Annotated in this window: 17 protein-coding genes and 2 pseudogenes; 7 read left to right on the top strand and 12 right to left on the bottom strand. The window is 34.3% G+C overall.

What is annotated here, in order from left to right:
* The first annotated feature begins 271 nt into the window (after window positions 1-271).
* Together K6959_RS00600 and K6959_RS19730 are read left to right on the top strand one after the other, a co-directional pair.
* Window positions 272-427, top strand: coding sequence for a hypothetical protein (locus K6959_RS00600; protein ID WP_163243418.1), 156 nt, complete (start codon window positions 272-274; stop codon window positions 425-427).
* Between the two features lie 35 nt (window positions 428-462).
* Window positions 463-654 carry a class I SAM-dependent methyltransferase gene (locus K6959_RS19730; protein ID WP_163243417.1) on the top strand — a complete coding sequence of 64 codons (192 nt, stop codon included), beginning with the start codon at window positions 463-465 and terminating at the stop codon, window positions 652-654.
* 543 nt (window positions 655-1,197) lie between these two features.
* On the opposite strand, the gene K6959_RS00590 is transcribed toward K6959_RS19730, so the two are convergent.
* Entirely contained in the window at window positions 1,198-1,593 is a 396-nt protein-coding gene (locus K6959_RS00590) for a (2Fe-2S) ferredoxin domain-containing protein (protein ID WP_223087335.1), read from the bottom strand.
* Between the two features lie 114 nt (window positions 1,594-1,707).
* Window positions 1,708-1,845 carry a hypothetical protein gene (locus K6959_RS00585; protein WP_163243415.1) on the bottom strand — a complete coding sequence of 46 codons (138 nt, stop codon included), beginning with the start codon at window positions 1,843-1,845 and terminating at the stop codon, window positions 1,708-1,710.
* 360 nt (window positions 1,846-2,205) lie between these two features.
* On the opposite strand from K6959_RS00585, the gene folE2 reads away from it, so the two are divergent.
* The 3 genes from folE2 to K6959_RS00570 all read left to right on the top strand — a co-directional run bounded on the left by folE2 (window position 2,206) and on the right by K6959_RS00570 (window position 5,434).
* Window positions 2,206-3,111, top strand: a complete 906-nt coding sequence (folE2, locus tag K6959_RS00580; protein WP_163243414.1) for a GTP cyclohydrolase FolE2 — start codon at window positions 2,206-2,208, stop codon at window positions 3,109-3,111.
* A gap of 360 nt (window positions 3,112-3,471) precedes the next feature.
* Window positions 3,472-3,846, top strand: coding sequence for a PH domain-containing protein (locus tag K6959_RS00575; RefSeq protein ID WP_163243413.1), 375 nt, complete (start codon window positions 3,472-3,474; stop codon window positions 3,844-3,846).
* Window positions 3,847-4,699: 853 nt separating this feature from the next.
* Window positions 4,700-5,434: an SDR family NAD(P)-dependent oxidoreductase gene (locus tag K6959_RS00570; RefSeq protein WP_223087333.1), complete on the top strand. Its 735-nt coding sequence runs from the start codon at window positions 4,700-4,702 to the stop codon at window positions 5,432-5,434.
* 49 nt (window positions 5,435-5,483) lie between these two features.
* Here the strand turns inward: K6959_RS00570 and K6959_RS00565 are convergent, their stop codons facing one another.
* Window positions 5,484-6,233 (bottom strand): SDR family NAD(P)-dependent oxidoreductase, encoded by a 750-nt coding sequence (locus K6959_RS00565; RefSeq protein ID WP_223087331.1) that lies wholly within the window; start codon window positions 6,231-6,233, stop codon window positions 5,484-5,486.
* Between the two features lie 82 nt (window positions 6,234-6,315).
* On the opposite strand from K6959_RS00565, the gene K6959_RS18580 reads away from it, so the two are divergent.
* Window positions 6,316-6,618: a PadR family transcriptional regulator gene (locus K6959_RS18580; RefSeq protein WP_246234935.1), complete on the top strand. Its 303-nt coding sequence runs from the start codon at window positions 6,316-6,318 to the stop codon at window positions 6,616-6,618.
* 534 nt (window positions 6,619-7,152) lie between these two features.
* Here the strand turns inward: K6959_RS18580 and K6959_RS00555 are convergent.
* On the bottom strand, window positions 7,153-7,509 hold the full coding sequence (locus tag K6959_RS00555; RefSeq protein WP_163243410.1) for an NUDIX hydrolase: 357 nt from the start codon (window positions 7,507-7,509) through the stop codon (window positions 7,153-7,155).
* 229 nt (window positions 7,510-7,738) lie between these two features.
* Between K6959_RS00555 and K6959_RS00550 the strand changes: the two are divergent.
* Window positions 7,739-9,103 (top strand): annotated as a pseudogene (locus K6959_RS00550) (IS4 family transposase).
* Between the two features lie 551 nt (window positions 9,104-9,654).
* Here K6959_RS00550 and K6959_RS00545 read toward each other — a convergent pair.
* From K6959_RS00545 to K6959_RS18570, 8 genes and pseudogenes are all read right to left on the bottom strand, one after another.
* Window positions 9,655-10,629 (bottom strand): hypothetical protein, encoded by a 975-nt coding sequence (locus tag K6959_RS00545; protein ID WP_163243159.1) that lies wholly within the window; start codon window positions 10,627-10,629, stop codon window positions 9,655-9,657.
* 504 nt (window positions 10,630-11,133) lie between these two features.
* Window positions 11,134-11,703 carry a dihydrofolate reductase family protein gene (locus tag K6959_RS00540; protein ID WP_163243160.1) on the bottom strand — a complete coding sequence of 190 codons (570 nt, stop codon included), beginning with the start codon at window positions 11,701-11,703 and terminating at the stop codon, window positions 11,134-11,136.
* 21 nt (window positions 11,704-11,724) lie between these two features.
* A pseudogene (locus K6959_RS00535) lies at window positions 11,725-11,979 on the bottom strand (hypothetical protein); the annotation flags it as partial.
* Between the two features lie 104 nt (window positions 11,980-12,083).
* Window positions 12,084-12,644 carry a cysteine hydrolase family protein gene (locus tag K6959_RS00530; RefSeq protein WP_163243161.1) on the bottom strand — a complete coding sequence of 187 codons (561 nt, stop codon included), beginning with the start codon at window positions 12,642-12,644 and terminating at the stop codon, window positions 12,084-12,086.
* Window positions 12,645-13,054: 410 nt separating this feature from the next.
* Complete coding sequence (locus tag K6959_RS18575) at window positions 13,055-13,183, bottom strand: hypothetical protein (protein WP_258561198.1); 129 nt, start codon at window positions 13,181-13,183, stop codon at window positions 13,055-13,057.
* 724 nt (window positions 13,184-13,907) lie between these two features.
* On the bottom strand, window positions 13,908-14,675 hold the full coding sequence (locus K6959_RS00525) for an ABC transporter ATP-binding protein (RefSeq protein ID WP_163243162.1): 768 nt from the start codon (window positions 14,673-14,675) through the stop codon (window positions 13,908-13,910).
* A gap of 139 nt (window positions 14,676-14,814) precedes the next feature.
* The gene (locus tag K6959_RS00520; RefSeq protein WP_262421844.1) at window positions 14,815-16,767 is read right to left on the bottom strand and encodes an FtsX-like permease family protein; all 1,953 of its coding nucleotides are present in this window, start codon (window positions 16,765-16,767) and stop codon (window positions 14,815-14,817) included.
* Between the two features lie 45 nt (window positions 16,768-16,812).
* Window positions 16,813-17,169, bottom strand: a complete 357-nt coding sequence (locus K6959_RS18570) for a hypothetical protein (RefSeq protein WP_262421843.1) — start codon at window positions 17,167-17,169, stop codon at window positions 16,813-16,815.
* Between the last annotated feature and the right edge of the window lie 43 nt (window positions 17,170-17,212).

The following is a 17,212-nucleotide window of genomic DNA, read 5'->3' as shown; positions in this document are numbered from 1 at the left end:
GTATATATTTAGCTCATCACCGAAACCTAGGGTTGACAATAAAGCTTCGGATTCATCATCAAAAAAAGCTACATATTTATCTCATTTTATTCTTAGAAATCTTTATGTTTGACAATGAAGCATACTTTTCAAGTAGAATCCCCCCTGACTTTAGGTGATGAATCTATATATTTCATAAAATCCAAGATATTTATCAAATATTATTAAAAATACTTCTTGTTATTTGAAAATATAGTAAATTAGTTTCTTAAAACAAAAAGAGGTATTTATTATGTCTATCAATTTCAATCATGAAAAGAACCGTACATCTTATGCCAAGAGGCAAGTTGATGAAACATGGCTAACGAAACTAAGGGAGCTCGTTAATACCAACATTAAGAAGGTATTAGATATTGTTATGGTGGCGGAATTTATTCAAAAGCGTTAGTGTCTGAAGTAACTGCCGTTGATTTCTCATAGCAAATGCTTAGTGTAGCAAAAAAAAATGGTAAGGAGTACCGAAATATATCTTTTGCCGTTGGAAATGCTTTAGATTCTCGTTTACCTAATGAAGAATACGATATTATATTAGACAGGGCGTTGATTCATCATATTGCTGATTTAAAATCATGTTTAGAAGAGGCTTTTAGATTATTAGTAAGGGCGAAACTTTGATCGTACAAGATCGTACACCTGAGGACTGCTTACTAGAAGGTAATTGTAACCATAGAAGAGGATATTTCGTACCCAGAACTTGCAAAAAAGGAAACATCTCATAGACATACAACTGAAAAAGTAAAAGAGAAGAGTAACTTGTCAATAAAATTGAACGATCACATCACATATGTGTATAACTTTTTATCTTTTATTTTATATAATGTTATCATGTAATTATCAATTTATTTATATTCGGGTAAATAAACAAAAAACGGTTCTTCGCCATTTCCTATATAAATCACTCATTTTCAGGCCTTGTTTAAGTTATAGATTTTCTCTTTGCTAACCAATTCAGAAGGTAATGGAGCGAAAGAAATGAGAAAAACTCCAAAGACACCACGAATCGTCATCGGAGCTCTTCAATCCCATTTTGTCTTTAATAAAAAATGGCAAAAAACAGCTTGATAGCCAGTTTTGAGAGCATCGTTTTTTCCATGCAAAAATGTTAGCTTAGCAATATTTTTATATTTTTTAGCATCTGAATGATTAAGTCTAATATTGTCATAATAGCTTTTTGGAGACTTTCTTCACTTTCTCTTTTTCTTTTTTTTTTCCTTCTGCCGCACCCGGTTGGATAATGAACCCTTCTTTCCCAACAACATGGCTAATCTTCCTTGTCATGTCGTTATTATCGATCGATGAATCTATCAAGAGGGGTGCATCCACAGGCTTTATTTCCCGATACCAATTTCCCTTAGGATAGACAATAACTACACATTTGTCCTGACATCTTCCATTACAACGTGTTCTCGTAGTGTGAATTTGCTGATCAAGATTACGATCTGCTATTTCTCCTCTTATTGCTTGGGTTACTTCCTCCGCACCTGCATGATGACAGCTACTGCCGTTACAAATAAAAATGTGATGCTTTGTTTCACTTAAATTCCAAGTCGCCAACTTTCAACCTCTCCTTTTTATTTTATAAAGTTTTTGTCTTTATTAATTTGATAATTGCCTGCCATGGCATTAAAGCGCAATTATACCTTGCAGGAAGTTCATGAATATCCAAGCTTATCGCAGACTATCGTCGACTTCTTTCCCTTTCACGATCATTTCTTCCACTAGACGAGACAACTTCTCCAATTGTTTAATAGATTTACCTTTCCGATTGTTGTAAACATCGAAGAAGACACCATGCTGATCAAGCACCCCTCACCAATAAATGAGATATCTTCTGCAGTATTCTCTTTAATCTGGCATACATTGTTATAACAGCACCGCATGCAGGATTTTTATCATGTATTTTATGTGAAAAAAAATCATTTCAACGTGGTTTCTCCTTGTTTTGCGTGATTGATGTTCACATTTTTTTCAAAATCGTTAAGGTTCATTTTTTCTCCTCCTCATTGTTAAGTATAACAAAACGTAATCATCACGATTTAAATATACTATTTATTTTACCATTTATGCAATGATGATTGTCTATTTAATAAACTTTATTCTTGATTTTTATAATAACCAATAACATAATAAATAGGAATCATTACGATTAAAAGGAGATAAAATACTATGCGAAAACTTTCCCTACCATCAAAAAAAGAACGGCATCGTTACTTCGGTTCCGTTGATCCTATAAAGGGTACGAAACCTACAAATAAAGAATGTATGAAAGATTTGCAAAACATAGAGCAAGATTACTTTTTCAACATTGATCAAGTAGGAATAAAAAATCTAACGTATCCAGTTAAAATCAACTCTAGCTTACAACCATTTAAACAGCAGTCCGTCGGCTCTTTTACTTTGACGACCGGTTTAAACCGTGAACAAAAAGGGATTAACATGAGCCGCCTTCCTGAAGTCCTGCATAAATTTTACCAAGAGGGATTACAGATGGATTTCTCAACGTTAAAAGACTTGACGAAATGCCTAACAGAACGGATGCAACAAAGAAGCTCCACCATCCAAGTTGCTTTCCCTTGGTTCTTTGAAAGAAAAAGCCCACAAATGGGATTAACCGGATTAATGAAAGCGGATATCCAATTACAATTAACATACGAGGAAGGACTAGATTGGTCAGAAAAAGTAAAAATGACCACATTGACTACTACTCTTTGTCCATGTTCAAAAGAAATTAGTGAATACAGCGCCCATAACCAACGGGGAGTCGTAACGGTGGAAATCGAAACATACAAGCACACATCCTTCCCAGAAAACTTTAAAGAAGAACTGTTAGAAATAATCGAATCCAATGCAAGTGCGAGACTGCATCCTGTATTAAAGAGACCCGATGAAAAGAAAGTCACTGAACAAGCTTATGAAAATCCAAGATTTGTAGAGGATCTTATCCGTCTCATTGCGGCAGATTTGTATCTGACAAACTGGGTGCAAGCCTTTAAAATCGAATGCAAAAATGAAGAATCGATTCATCAACATGACGCTTATGCGCAGATGGAGTATCGGAAAAAAAATCTTTAATGTTTCGCTTTCGCTTTATCTATCCACCTTTTTCTCCCTTAAATAATCATTATTTTATCTTATTTATCCAGCAAAAGGAGAATAAACGAAAAGAAAAGGGGAATTTCTTTTCGTTTTGTAAAAATTGTAGTTTATAATAAGTTCAATCATCTCAAAATAATCATTATTAATTTATTTAAAAGCCATCATTGTTACGGTATAATTCACTTAAGAAGAGATTTAGATTTCCTAGGTACTACCTATTTCAGATAGCTAACTTTCATTTTTACAAATGCGAACTGAAAATTTGTAAACTCTTTTGATCGGATGATTTTTATAGGTTATTTACATAAATAACATGAACTTTTAAGGAGGATGAAGATGGGATTTCTAAGCGGTGTAATTGGAAATGCCTCTACGTACAGTAAGGATGAAGCAACAAAAGAATTAGCTCCGTTATTAGCTAAAAACGAGGAAATTGAAGCTGGGTTTAAATTGATTAGGGATATGATTGTGTTTACGAATAAACGTTTATTGTTAGTGGATAAACAAGGCCTGACAGGCAAAAAAATCGAATATCATTCAATTCCTTATAAAAGTATCATTCATTTTAGTGTTGAAACTGCCGGACATTTTGATTTAGATTCAGAATTAAAAATCTGGATTTCAGGTCTTTCAGAACCTATTACGAAGCAATTCAAAAGAGATGACAGTATTTATGATGTACAAAAAGCACTGGCAACAATGTGCGGTTAAAGTGTTTGTAAGAGGTTTCTCAACAGTTTAACGAACTAACGGGAGATCTCTTTTAAAAATCTACATTAACCCATTTATTTACATAAAAAACAAAGTATAAAAAATAAAGCTGAAAAACCCATTACAAAAACATATTATTTCGGTATGTTATATCTACACCGTTATTTCTTTAAACGGTGCTTATTTAATAAATAGAGCCATTCAACCATAAAATTGTTTCATAGTCATTTATTTGTATGATGGAAAGAATGATTTTGCACAATACTTCAAAATAAAACCTATGGCTTTTCCAACAGAGCAGAGTTGGCATCTTTACCGAATACGCTTTATGTTGATCAATTTAAAGTACTAGAAAATTCTTTACAGCCTGCCTTCTTCTTTGGTGTATGGCGCTTTATTATTAAATCATTGATTATAATAACATTTTTTCGGTTAAATACCTCATCATAGTTCTACCTCAATTATCTATCCGCTAAATTCCGTAAAGTATGATCACCATGATTGAATAAGTCTTTCAACTCATCTAAAAAATCTTAATCGATATCCTTCAATCCAACACTAATTTGATAAACACGAAATGATTCAATAATTATAAATCATCATAGCTTCTATTCATAGTTTTTTCCTAATGCTTATGAAAAACATTGTATAATCTCATACAACTTATCACATAATTAATTTAAAAAAAGGATCTTTACTTAAGCATTATCTTCGAAAACATTTCTCTTTCGTTTAGGCAATGCTTCATTTTCTTTCACTTTTAATATTACATTTATTACCTCAACAATATACTTTGTACAAAGTAATTAATTTATTATAATAAGAGTAGAGAAAGGAAAAGGAGGAGAAAGTATTGGGTAAATTAGAAAATAAGATTGCTTTTATTACTGGCGGAGCATCAGGAATGGGAAAAAGGATGACAGAGCTTTTTGTCGAGGAAGGCGGTTATGTGATCGCCGCGGATATTAATAAAGCAAAGCTTGAAATTGTAAGTCGTCACGATTGTGTAGAAGGTAAAATATTGAATGTTACCTCAGAAGCTGATTGGCAAAAAGCCGTTGATGAAGTCATTTCTGATCATGGAAGAATAGATATCCTCATTAATAATGCTGGGATTTCCAGTGAAAAGCCAATGCATGAGATAACAATTGATGATTGGGATACGATGATGAGAGTTAACAGTTTCGGTCCGTTCGCAGGAATGAAGCATGTGTTGCCACATATGGTAAAACAGCAATATGGGTCGATTGTAAATATTTCTAGTTATACGGCCTTAATTGGAATGGGTACAAACACTTACACTGCTTCAAAAGGTGCTGTTCGAGCGATCTCAAAAGCAGCAAGCGCCCAATATGGAAAGGATGGAATAAGAGTAAATGCTGTTTTTCCAGGGATTATTAAAACACCGATGACAGAAAAGTTAACAGAATCAAGTGAGATTTTAAAGCGATTAATTAGTGCAACACCGCTGCAAAGACTTGGCACAGCGGATGACGTTGCCCGTTCAGTTTTATTTTTAGCTTCAGATGATGCCTCCTATATTACTGGAGCAGAATTAGTTATCGATGGCGGTTTCTCTGCTCAATAAATAAAGTAGGGAAGCCATGAGTATGGGTTCCCTATTTTATTGTATATAATTAAGTTAATTTAAGCGTTCCACCATCTACCATTATCGTTTGACCAGTAATATAAGAGCTGCTTTCACTGCTTAGAAATACAGCTACTTCACCTATGTCTTTTTCCGGATCTCCCATCCGTCCAAGCGGGATACCGCTGACAACTTTTTCATACTGTTCGGGAAACTTCTCTCTCCATTGTTGTACACCTTCTGTTTTTGCAATCGGAGAGATTAAATTAACATTAATTCCGTCCTTAGCCCATTCGTTTGCGACGGTTCTAGTGAGTCCCCGTATCGCTTCTTTTGCTGATGCATAAGAGGATTGATTAACCTGACCAGATATTCCAGCTCTAGATGCAAAATTAATGACAAACCCTTTATTTTTTTTCAGCTGTTCATATGCTGCTTGCATTAAATTCACTGTAGGGTAAAATCCTGTATGAAAGGATAACTCAAAATCCTGTGGTGTCGTTTCAATAAATGGCGCCTGCCTTGATGCATGGGCATTATTGACAAGTATGTCTAATTGACCGAATTGAGCAAGTGCTTCATTGATTATTTCACTAGCAGACTCTCTTAAAGAAATATCTTTTTCCATAAAATGAATCGAGCCAAACTCACTCAACTGACGTTGCGTACTCATTCCTGCTTCTTTATTAATATCAACAATGACAACTTTTGCACCATGTTTAATCATTGCAGTGGCAATCCCTTTACCGATACCGCCGGCACCACCTGTAATTAATGCAACTTTACCTTCTAAGTTCATAAAATCCCCTCCTATTGATTATAATGATACTAGTTAATATACTTTGCGCAAAGTATAAAGCTTATGAAAGGAGAAAAAAATAATGTCTATCCAAATTATTATTCTCGGCCTTTTAGAAACAAATTCTTACCATCCTTATGAAATAAAAAAAATTATTTTAGAAAACAACTGGGATAAACTCATTCCCGTCACAGACGGAAACCTTTATCATGCTATTCGGAAATTGAAGAAGGAAAATTGCATTATTGAGGTAAAACAAGAGCTAATCGTCCAAGCAGAACCGTATATCAAATTACTCCTGAAGGGAAAAAACAACTGTCAGATAAAATATATGAAGTTTTTTACAAACGGATCATGGAGCCTAAATCCCTCTATCCAGCATTAATATTTATTCGGTCTGCTAACGTATGCGTTATAACAGATTTAGTAAAATCGTGGATTTTAGAACTAAAAGAAGAAAGTGAGGGAAGAACTAACTATTATGCTACGATTCCAAATCTTATACAAGAACACTATTGGGGATTAAACGATTTCAATATGAATTGGTTAAGTAAAATTCTCTATGTACTAAAAGATATCATAAATGATGAAGATTAAAACACTCCCTTATTCTCTTTTATCGTAAAGATGCGAGTCTAGTACAATATCAAATTCAACCCTTGGATTTTACCTAGAAAATTGAAACAACTCTATTTTATTGCCAAATGGATCTTCTATTACAGTAAAACATCCTGGTGGATATTTTTGGGGTACAGCAAATAAAGTTTTTACCCCTTTTTCCTTTAGGTTGCTCATTTCAGATATTTTATGATCCGTTTATCAACTTATTATTACTTCTTGCTGTAAAAATATTAGAATCCATATATATCAAATGCTCTGCCTGCTTTATAATTATCAATTGCTCTTTGAATGTACGGAATTATGATTCGTCGAAGTGGTACCATTTCAGTTCATCACATTTGTTTGGTTCCATATTGACAACTTCTCCTTGCCATTTATTTGCGGTTAAAAAGAAGTCGATACGTTCTTCTTTAGCTTTACGGTGCATCACACCCACGATTTTAAAGTCTTCGTAGGCGACATTAATCCCGCCTTCTTCTAAAACCTCCCGTTGTGCAGCAGAAATCACGTCTTCATCGCCATCTAAGTGACCAGCGAGGACGCTATATTTTCCGTCTTCGTAACCTGTGTTGTACCTTCTTAATAGAAGGATTTGATTATCTTTTACTAAGAATATATGTACAGCAGGAATTACTTTAAATCTTTCTTTCATCATGATGAATCACCTCTAAATGAATTTCTACATTATATACATCTTCCTTATGTGTCATTATTACTCAACTTTCGCAGTGTAAAAATAACATATAATCGTTATCCGGTATAAGACATTCAGTACTTCATTATGTTCCTTGACAAAAGTATTTATAAAAGAAAAACACCCCAACCTTTGGTATAGTTTAATTGTCGAGAAAAAAAACTACCAAATAGATGAGGTGCCTCCTACTATGATAGCGAATAATGACCAAAATAATCAACTACCAAATGATTTGAAATCTGCATTTAATGAATTACAGATCCTTAAACACTTACGGAATGCTGGAATTACAAAAGACTTCGGGTTCTCTTGTGCATATCTTTTCAAGCTTGTTTTTTGTTTGATATTTGAACAAAAAAAAATTGGTTTCGTCTACTCGAGAGTAAGAAATCTGAAAACCTTCCCGAGAAAGATACTATTTATCGCTTTTTAAATCATTCCAAATTTTCTTGGCGTCGATTTTTACTTTTACTAAGCACAGCAACTATTTATAAAGTCAATCGCTTGACCAAAAGTGACCGTCCAAAAGTATTGATCATTGATGATTCTTCATATGAACGAAACCGTAGTAAAAAGGTGGAATTGCTTGCGCGCTGTTTTGACCATGCATCTCATAAAATGCGTTTTTATAAAGGCTTTCGTATGCTTACGCTAGGCTGGTCTGATGGTGCTACCTTCATGCCAATTGATTTCTCGTTATTAAGCTCAAAGAAGTCTAGAATAAATGACATCTCGGATAAAGTAGACAAACGCACTTTAGGTTATAAAAGACGTGTAGAAGCACTACAAACTGCGCCAGAACAGATACCATCTATGATTTCCCGAGCACTTTCTGCAGGAATTGATGCTTCTTACGTGTTAATGGACAGTTGGTTTACCCAACAACCCCTTATTCAATCTATCGTGAAACAAGGCATCGATGTCATCGGTATGGTTAAGGCCACGAATCAACGTTATCTAGTAAATGAAAAGCGAGTCGGGTTAAAAGAACTTTACCGCCTAGCGACACCTACATCAGGAAATAAAAACATCTTGCGCTCCATTCGTACAACGATGGCAAATGGTGTCCAGGTAAAAGTTGTATTCGTCCGAAACCGTAACAAAAGAAGTGAATGGTTAGCCATTTTAAGCACAGATTGCACGTTAACAGAGACAGAAATCATACGAATTTATGGGATGCGCTGGGATATTGAAGTCTTTTTCAAGGCTACAAAATCGCTACTAAAATTACAAAAGGAATTTCAAGGCAGGTCTTATGATTCACTTATAAGCCATTCAACCATTGTATTTGCAAGATATATTCTTTTATCATGGCAAAATCGCTGCAGCACAGATGACCGCACACTTGGTGGTATGTTTTTACGAACTTTGTGACGAAATAAATGAGCTTGATTGGGCTGTTGCACTTCAACAACTTATCGAGCTTCTTGAAGATGCCTTGGAAAAAACAAATAAGAAATTCAAAAAGTTAATCAAAAGTCAACTACAACAATGGTTTGCCGGATTGCCTAATTATATCAAGGCGTACCTGCCTAATTTGGGCTGCGAAAGTTGAGTTATTATCAATAAATAATACTAACTAGTCCTTTTTATTACAAAATAAAAGTGGTTCTTACTGAGTTTTGGTAAAAAAATTGATACTGTTAGTTAAAAATCTAAATGTTATTAAGAAGAATTTTATAGAAACGATATTGAATTTCCACTTTCCTTACTAATTTTTATAATACCATTATGCACTTATTAGGACTTTATTTAATTTGACACTTTATTGCTAGTGGTTGAACCAATTTAAACGAGAAATAATGATCATTCTACTGAACAAAACCCAACAATTACGTTTGGCAATCAATTATGAATATTTTTTTAAAGGTATACTTCTTTTTATTTTGGTAAGATCACACCGTTTACACCCCTGTTCATATTGGGTGCAATCCAAGTAAATGATTGTTCCATTCACTAAACGAATGAAAGTCTCTAGAAATATAGTTTTTTAAAAATTAAAATCCCTAAGAAGGAAAATCCTTCATATCACTGTCATGCAGGCATGGTTACCTTATACCGCTCATAATTGAAGCCTTGTCCTTAGCTCATGTATATGACGTAAGTTTATTTCATAAAGCAGCTCTTTATATCATCTTCATCTTCTAATTCCTTTAACAGGCAAGCATCTGTAAATCCAAATTCGGAAATTAATTCTACATAAGCCTCGCTCATTCCCGCATCTCTCATTATATTTAGTGCTTTAACTAAATGTTCCCAATTAAGATTTTCCTTTGAACGAAGCCAAATACTATGCTGATACATAGTTAAATCAACTTCATTTCTTCCATAGGTCTCATTAAGGCTCGATGAGACATCAAAATTCAATCCCTCAAGTTTTTTCACGATTTCATCCGACATCGCCTCGTTAGATTGAATAACTGCTAATTCATCAGCTAAAACTTCCACCATCTCTTTTGCATTATCCAATTGATTAGAATAAATCTCAAGGTTAATTTGTTTTGTTCCTAGTTCGCTGTTAGAATAATCCTTTGTTTCAACGTCAAATGCCAGCGAAACTTCAAAAGGGACATTCTCTAAAATTTTGGAGCCCATGTCACGAAAGAGACCTAGCATCTCCTTTGCCTGTAAATCACTATTTTCATAAGAAGCCTTGAAAAGGATATCTTCATTTCCGCCAGTAACTTCAATATCTTTTATTCCGTGTTGCGCCAGCGCCTCAACCTGCTTTGCGTAATCCTTATCATTTTCCACTAGCCATTCATACTTTTTATCGATGTAATTATCACTATATGAGTGAATCTCTCCTTCCGAGCAATAAGCATCAAAAGTAATTACTGGCTCGTCGGTCGTTTCCAATACTAAATCATAAGATTCACCGCCAAAAAATCCTACAACCCCACTAATGATAATAACAAATATAGAACCATAGACTTCTTGCGGTTTCATATCTATAATTTCAGCTTCAATTCCGTACCGCTCATTAATGTTTTCCTTAACATAATTGGCGATCTTTTTTTCGCTTGAGCAGCCCACTACTAACAAACATATCACGACAAACAGAAGAACTATCTTTTTCATACAAAACCCTCACTCTTTAATTAACACTTCGTTACAACAAAAAGAAAAATTATTTGCAAAAGTGGCACTGCTTACTCGTTAAAGAATCGAACACTCGAGATCTATTAAGATGTATGCAATTGCTTTACCTTTCTTTTTGCTATTTTTACTTTTTTAGATTTCTAAAAAGATTTAATTGATTTACTCAAACTGAATGGAAAACTGTCGGTAAATGGAAAACGAATAGAGCATATGATTCATGAACTTACAACGAGGAATGCGAGCGTTTATCAACAGTCAGAGAGACACTCAAAAGCATCTCTTTTTAACTGTGAACGCTAATCAATTGTATCTTTCATATACTTTTTATGTGAAGGCTCTGTTAAAATTTTATGTTGGTAATCCCATAATATAAAAGCAAAACCTTTATTTGTTAGTTTTTCATTTAGTTGAATAAGCGACAACTGCTGTCGAGTATTGCCTTATAATATTTATTACAATATTTCTTTGGGGTGGGAAATATTATTAATTACCATTCCGATGATAGATTATTTGCACAACGCCAGAAGAGAACGTTCTTATATTAACCATTTTTAAATTTATTCTCTGTTTTATATCAATAAACAACGGTTTGCCTTCTCCCAAAACAACAGGATGAATCGATAATCTAAATTCATCAACAAGCCCTAAATTTATAAAGGTTGTAATGAGACTGGCTCCACCATATAGCCAGATATCTTTACCAGGCTTTTTCTTCAATTTATTTACTTCTTCAAAAATATTATTATTTATAAATATTGCTTGATTATCAGTCTCTTTTCGTGTTCTAGAAAACACATATTTCTCTTTACCATGAACCAATTTCCAAATTTCCTTTTCGGTATCAGAGTCTTCATTTTTTGGAGTATATTGTCCCCATAAATCGTAGCTTTTTCTACCATATAAAATAGTATCAATCTGATTCAAAAAATCAGTGAACCCCATATCAGGGTCCATAATACACCAATCAACTTCTCCATTTTTCCCTTCAATAAAACCATCTAAAGTAACTGCTAAATCTAAAATTATTTTTCTCTGTTTTACGTTATTTGTCATAGCTTTTCATCCTTTTATCATTCAAAATTTCATTTCTTCTGCCCAGTTGAATAAGGATAATTTAGATAATCGTAGAATATTATAAATTGCTTCATTTCAAATACAAAAGACGTTAGTAGAAATTGTTTAATATGCGAATTATGCTTGCGTTACAACGACTATCGACAAATAAGAACCGAGCAAGGTAATTATTTGTAGCCACGCCTTTAAAGCGGTCTATCCATCCATTAGGAGACCATTGAAGTTTTGAATGTGATACAAGCCGTTAATAACGTGTTATGCTAACTATAAGCTTGCATGAAAATATGTGAAAACAAAAAGATTGATTATTTCTGTCATTCTTTCTCAATTAAATTACCAATTGATTCAATATAATAGTCTTATTTAATAAAATTGTTTATTAGTTTCTCTGTTGTAAGTATTGTAGCAAATTCGTTATGCAACGTAGCTAGAGATATAGTGTGTATCGTTTCTGCATCATAATACTTTTCATTTTGGTCCTTCATACCAAAGGCTGCTGTTGCATCTGAAATCAAGTATGTATTGAAACCTAAGTTACCACTCATTCTTGTAGTTGTAGATACACAATGGGGTGTAGTCAAACCAGTTATCACAACTGTTTTTATTCCATTTACTTTTAGAAACTCTTCTAAATTAGTACCAATAAAACTACTATTTACTTTTTTTGTTATAATCATTTCTTCATCAATTGGTTTAACTATTTCTTTTATAGCAAAGCCCTTATTCTGCGGATAAAATAAAGAACTAGGATCATCTGACGTGTGTTGTATGTGTATCACTGTCCATCCTTTTTCTCTCCATAATTTTAGTATTGTACTAATGTTTCCCTCTGCATTTAGATTATTTCGCTCCCCCCATTTTTTATGATCGAAAGCTTTTTGCACGTCTATTATTATTAAGGCTTTTTTCTTTTCATCCATAAAAGAACCCTCCTTGGAATTTTATATTTCTTTAAGATACGATTTTCTTTTCTTATCGGCAAACAGAAACATACCCAGTTTCTTTGCACCAAAAGCTATGATCCCAGTGCTTATAAGTTAAAACTACAACATAGTTGTTCACGATCTTATAATTACCCAGTTCGGCTAGAAAAAATTTGGCATGATTTTTTGAGTCCATCTAAGATTAAAGTTTGCTCAGCGTCACATATTGTGAAAGGATTGGACAGCATCTGTTTGATGGCTATTCAGAAGAAAAATTAATGCTATTGGCTAATTGTGTTAATTTATTCCCCATTATATCACTAAAATCCTTTTCTTTACTCTTAGTCAATAATTTTTGTTAATGTAGCAAGTACATGTCAGATGTTACCCGCTCATTGCGAATGATATTAAAACATCATAACTTCCTGTTGCGGAGATAACCCATCACTCTCCAATTGTTGAGCCTCTTTTACTTCCTGTGAAACTAATAACTTAAACTGATCAAATTTCTCATTAATTTGTTCGATGACTTTCAATATTTTTCCACAAACTCACACGCTGTTTGATTTCAGTAACAAATAGTTATAGATTACCAGATCACCAATGATTACAGCAACATCGGAATAGCACCTTAAAGTTAAACAGTAGCAATTTATAAAAAGAGCGTCGAACCTACAAGGATCAAGGGTTTGTCTTCACTTGCTCAGAGGGATATCCTACAATTAAACAGTTTTCTAACCATCTTCAACCTTTACTATCTCGTATGCCAAATCTAAATAAGCATATAACGCCATACGTATGCTTCACTATCTATTAAGCAAGTGTGAACATGAGAGTTATATTACACGGGTTAGGTCATTCATCCATCGCAACGGCAGACGAAATATATACGGACATCTAACAAGAGGACTAGGAAAAAAGGTCTTCAAAAATTCTATGAATTAATGAAAGACCTCCATATTTAGAGTAATTTTACTGGCGCTTATGACCAATAAAACGACCATGGTTTGATGAAATGTGCTCTAACCCTTGATGCATGTTCTCCTTACATCATGCTGCCCATTAGGTAATAGTGTATCAATGTATGCGAAAAAGCGGTATATCAAGGTTATTGCAAATCCAATGGTATAACGAGATTGTGTCACTCTTTACTTTTTGCATTAGCAAAATTGTTAGCGTGTCTTCCCTTGCAAACATTCCTAACTTTCCCTTTTGAACTAACTTCATACATTTCCCTAAGAACTTGATGCCAATGAAAAATTAGAATCCATTTTCCACTAACCATTTCATAATGCTTTCTTCTCTTTTCTTAATATCGCCATGCTGCTTATCGTATTTACTCATTTTCTTCTCTGCAACAAGATTTCCATCTACCATAAATAATACTCTTTCGGTTTTTGCTGCCACCTTTGCATCATGCGTAACGAGCATGACGGTTGTTCCCTTTTTATTAATCTCTGCAAGAATTGTCATAATATCTGCTGTCGATTTGGAATCTAATGCTCCGGTCGGTTCATCTCCAAATATGATATCTGGATCATTGATCAAAGCTCTGCAAATAGCAACTCTCTGTAGCTGTCCACCAGAGGCTTGAGTGATACTATTATTTGCTAGTTTTTCAATGCCTGTCATTTCTAATAGTTTTTTTGCCTTTTGATATACCGTATTTTTATCCGCATCTTTTGATACAAGAGCAGGAAACATCACATTGTCAATTAGTGAGAGATTCTTTAATAGATTAATATCCTGAAAGATAAATCCCATGTGATTCAGTCGAATCTTCGCCAGTTCTTCTTCTTTTAGTTTGCCGATTTCACGACCTTTAAATTTGACCCTACCAGAAGTAATTCTATCCATACCGCTTATATTATAAAGCAGTGTTGATTTCCCGCTTCCGGATGGTCCCATGACCGAGACGAATTCACCTTCTTCTATCTTCAAGTTTATATCTTTTAAGATATGAAGCTCATTATCTTTTGCTAACTCTACTTTTTTGTTCATACTATTTGCTTCTAATATAATGCTCATGTATATTCCTCCAATGTCAAATATATATCCACAGAGACACCTAGAATGCCTTTGTTTTGGAAATCCATATCGATGCCTTTACGCAGGAAATTTTTCCACCTTCGCAGATACGCTTCTGCCTAGATCTTTTTCGGCAGTTCTAGCTTCTTAAAACGACAGATATATCATCCTCTACTGCTACCTTACAGGATACAGATATAGTAAATCCGACTGCTATAATTAGTGCTAATGGACATAGCAGCCAAGTCTGCCAGACAACATTAACTAATTCAATTTTTGCAGCTCCCATAGAGGACATGGCCATACTTACTAAAAACTCCCCTAAATAATTAGAAGCTAAAACCCCAAATATGATTCCCAATACAAGTATCATTAAAGTACCTGCCATATATTGATGGCTAATTTTTTTAGAAGTTAATCCCATACTTCGCATAATGGCAATCTGAGACATATCCTTTGACAATAACATCCGAAGGAATAATGCAGTAATCAATACAATAATGATGACTGCAATGGCAATTCCACCTATGACAATGGTGCTCATCTGATCAATAATATTTCCAAGAGTCTGTTGTGTATATTCTTTAATATCATTTACTTGTGCAGAGTCATAGGCAGTCTGATAGTAGTTCATTTTCTCTTGAGTATCAACGCCGGGAGCCACATCCATGCTCACAATATACCAAAGAACGGCCTCTTTATTTATACCAAGACTCGTATGTGCCTTTGCTGTTTTTCCGCCATTTGTAATATCTTGATAAATACCAGTTACTTTTAACGTCTTTTCTTTCCCGCCAGCCTTTACTACTACTTCATCTCCTACTTTCTTATTTAATGCGTCCTTTGACGCATTTGCATAAGATAGTGAGATTTCTCCTTCAGCCTGCGGTGCTCTTCCTTCTAGGTATTTTAATGGAAATACGGAAAAATCTCCGAGTTCAATATTAATATAGTCCCAGGAACCTTCCGCATTTTTGACCTGGTATGAACTTGTGATGTAGGCCGCATACTTTTCAACATCGGAATCATTCTTCAGCTCTTCCTGCAGTTTTTTAAAATCTTCTGTTATCGTATCTGTCTTTCGAAGATCGATTCTCATATCGGATTTTCCTATTCCCATGTATGTCGAAAATTCTGGTGAATTCATGGTGTTATAAATATTTATAGGAAGTATGACAATAAACGTACATACGATAAAAATAAAGAACAGTAGCCTGTATAATTTGAATCGTTTCCATACATCCCTCAGTCCCATATAGATATTGGTGCTGAAAAATTTGTTCTTAAGCAGTGGAAAACTGTATTTTCGATTCTTTCCACGCTCCATAATATTTGAACGTAAGGCTTCTACCGCAGAAATCTTATCGATTCTTTTCAGTACTTTCTTACAGTACATCACAATCATGAAATAAATCATTAATGGAGCGATAAGAGAGAGTACATATTTTAAATTTCCTGATAAATCTGATGAGATGTAAAGTCTCATATTACCGTTAAACAGATTTACTACTGCAAAGGAAAGCAGATAGCCTATAATACCTGCTATTACTGACATAATTCTGTATTTGTTAAGATATACTTTCTTTATATCCTTTTTGGATATACCTATTGCTTTCATTACACCGATTTCTCTTAAATCTTCATCAATCGTTGCCAGAAACGTCAGTCTGATACAGAGTGATGCAATAATAATTAACAGAATACTAATAAGTATAATGACCATTGCCACTGCCGCATCTGACATGGCATTAAATATTAAGAAGATCTTTCCTCCGACTGTAGGACCATTTGCTGGGAGTCCAGCTTCGATATAAGCAGTCTGCACAGCCTGGGAATCCCCGTTTTCATTTAGTTTGAATTCGATGAGATATTCTAGTTCGCCTGCCTGCATTTTACGCATTTCGTCATAGTCAGCCTGATTCAGAACAAACCGTTTTGAAGAAGTGAGGGAAGAGTTCATCTCATAATCTCGTGCATAATCTGAAATGACAAACTCTTTTTCATATTCTCCATTTTTCACTGTAATCGTCTCGCCGATTTTTAAGTCATATTGTTGCATGAAATAGATGGGAACCGCGACTTCCCCTTCCATTACATCCAGCTTTTCATTATCGAGATTTAATATAAAATCAAATTTTTAATTCTGTACAACAAATGAAATATCCTGTACAGTTCCTGCCATCGTTTGATCTTCACCAAAATGAATATTACTTCCATCAAACGTTAGAAGAACCATCGTCTCTTGCATCGCTATATTCTCACGCTGTTTTTCGGTAAATTGATCGATTTCATCCTGGTCAAATTCTCCAGAATGCATCTGCGTAATATCAGCTGGGACTGCACGTTCCTGTAGTTCTGACATCGACTGAATCAGATTGGCAATGTTGTTAATAGCACTTGCTGCCAAAATAACTGCCATCGTAATAAATACAAATACGGCCGTCGTTACAATTTTGTTCCTTAGAAAATCGTTCTTTACAATTTTAAAAAACATAATTTTCCCCCTGCCTGCTGCATGCCTTTTCTTCAAAATTTCC

The organism is Bacillus aquiflavi (assembly GCF_019915265.1).
In the GTDB taxonomy this organism is placed as follows: Bacteria; Bacillota; Bacilli; order Bacillales; family Cytobacillaceae; genus Bacillus_BT; species Bacillus_BT aquiflavi.
This window is presented reverse-complemented; position numbering and strand designations above follow the sequence as displayed.

Bases quoted from the DNA above. Each gene is read 5' to 3' on its own strand.
- K6959_RS18570 (WP_262421843.1), bottom strand. From the start codon at position 17,169: ATGTTTTTTAAAATTGTAAAGAACGATTTTCTAAGGAACAAAATTGTA.
- K6959_RS18580 (WP_246234935.1), top strand. From the start codon at position 6,316: ATGTCTATCCAAATTATTATTCTCGGCCTTTTAGAAACAAATTCTTAC.
- K6959_RS19730 (WP_163243417.1), top strand. From the start codon at position 463: ATGCTTAGTGTAGCAAAAAAAAATGGTAAGGAGTACCGAAATATATCT.
- K6959_RS00520 (WP_262421844.1), bottom strand. From the start codon at position 16,767: ATGGAAGGGGAAGTCGCGGTTCCCATCTATTTCATGCAACAATATGAC.
- K6959_RS00540 (WP_163243160.1), bottom strand. From the start codon at position 11,703: ATGACAAATAACGTAAAACAGAGAAAAATAATTTTAGATTTAGCAGTT.
- K6959_RS00600 (WP_163243418.1), top strand. From the start codon at position 272: ATGTCTATCAATTTCAATCATGAAAAGAACCGTACATCTTATGCCAAG.
- K6959_RS00525 (WP_163243162.1), bottom strand. From the start codon at position 14,675: ATGAGCATTATATTAGAAGCAAATAGTATGAACAAAAAAGTAGAGTTA.
- K6959_RS00565 (WP_223087331.1), bottom strand. From the start codon at position 6,233: ATGAACTTAGAAGGTAAAGTTGCATTAATTACAGGTGGTGCCGGCGGT.
- K6959_RS00545 (WP_163243159.1), bottom strand. From the start codon at position 10,629: ATGAAAAAGATAGTTCTTCTGTTTGTCGTGATATGTTTGTTAGTAGTG.
- K6959_RS00555 (WP_163243410.1), bottom strand. From the start codon at position 7,509: ATGATGAAAGAAAGATTTAAAGTAATTCCTGCTGTACATATATTCTTA.
- folE2 (WP_163243414.1), top strand. From the start codon at position 2,206: ATGCGAAAACTTTCCCTACCATCAAAAAAAGAACGGCATCGTTACTTC.
- K6959_RS00575 (WP_163243413.1), top strand. From the start codon at position 3,472: ATGGGATTTCTAAGCGGTGTAATTGGAAATGCCTCTACGTACAGTAAG.
- K6959_RS00530 (WP_163243161.1), bottom strand. From the start codon at position 12,644: ATGGATGAAAAGAAAAAAGCCTTAATAATAATAGACGTGCAAAAAGCT.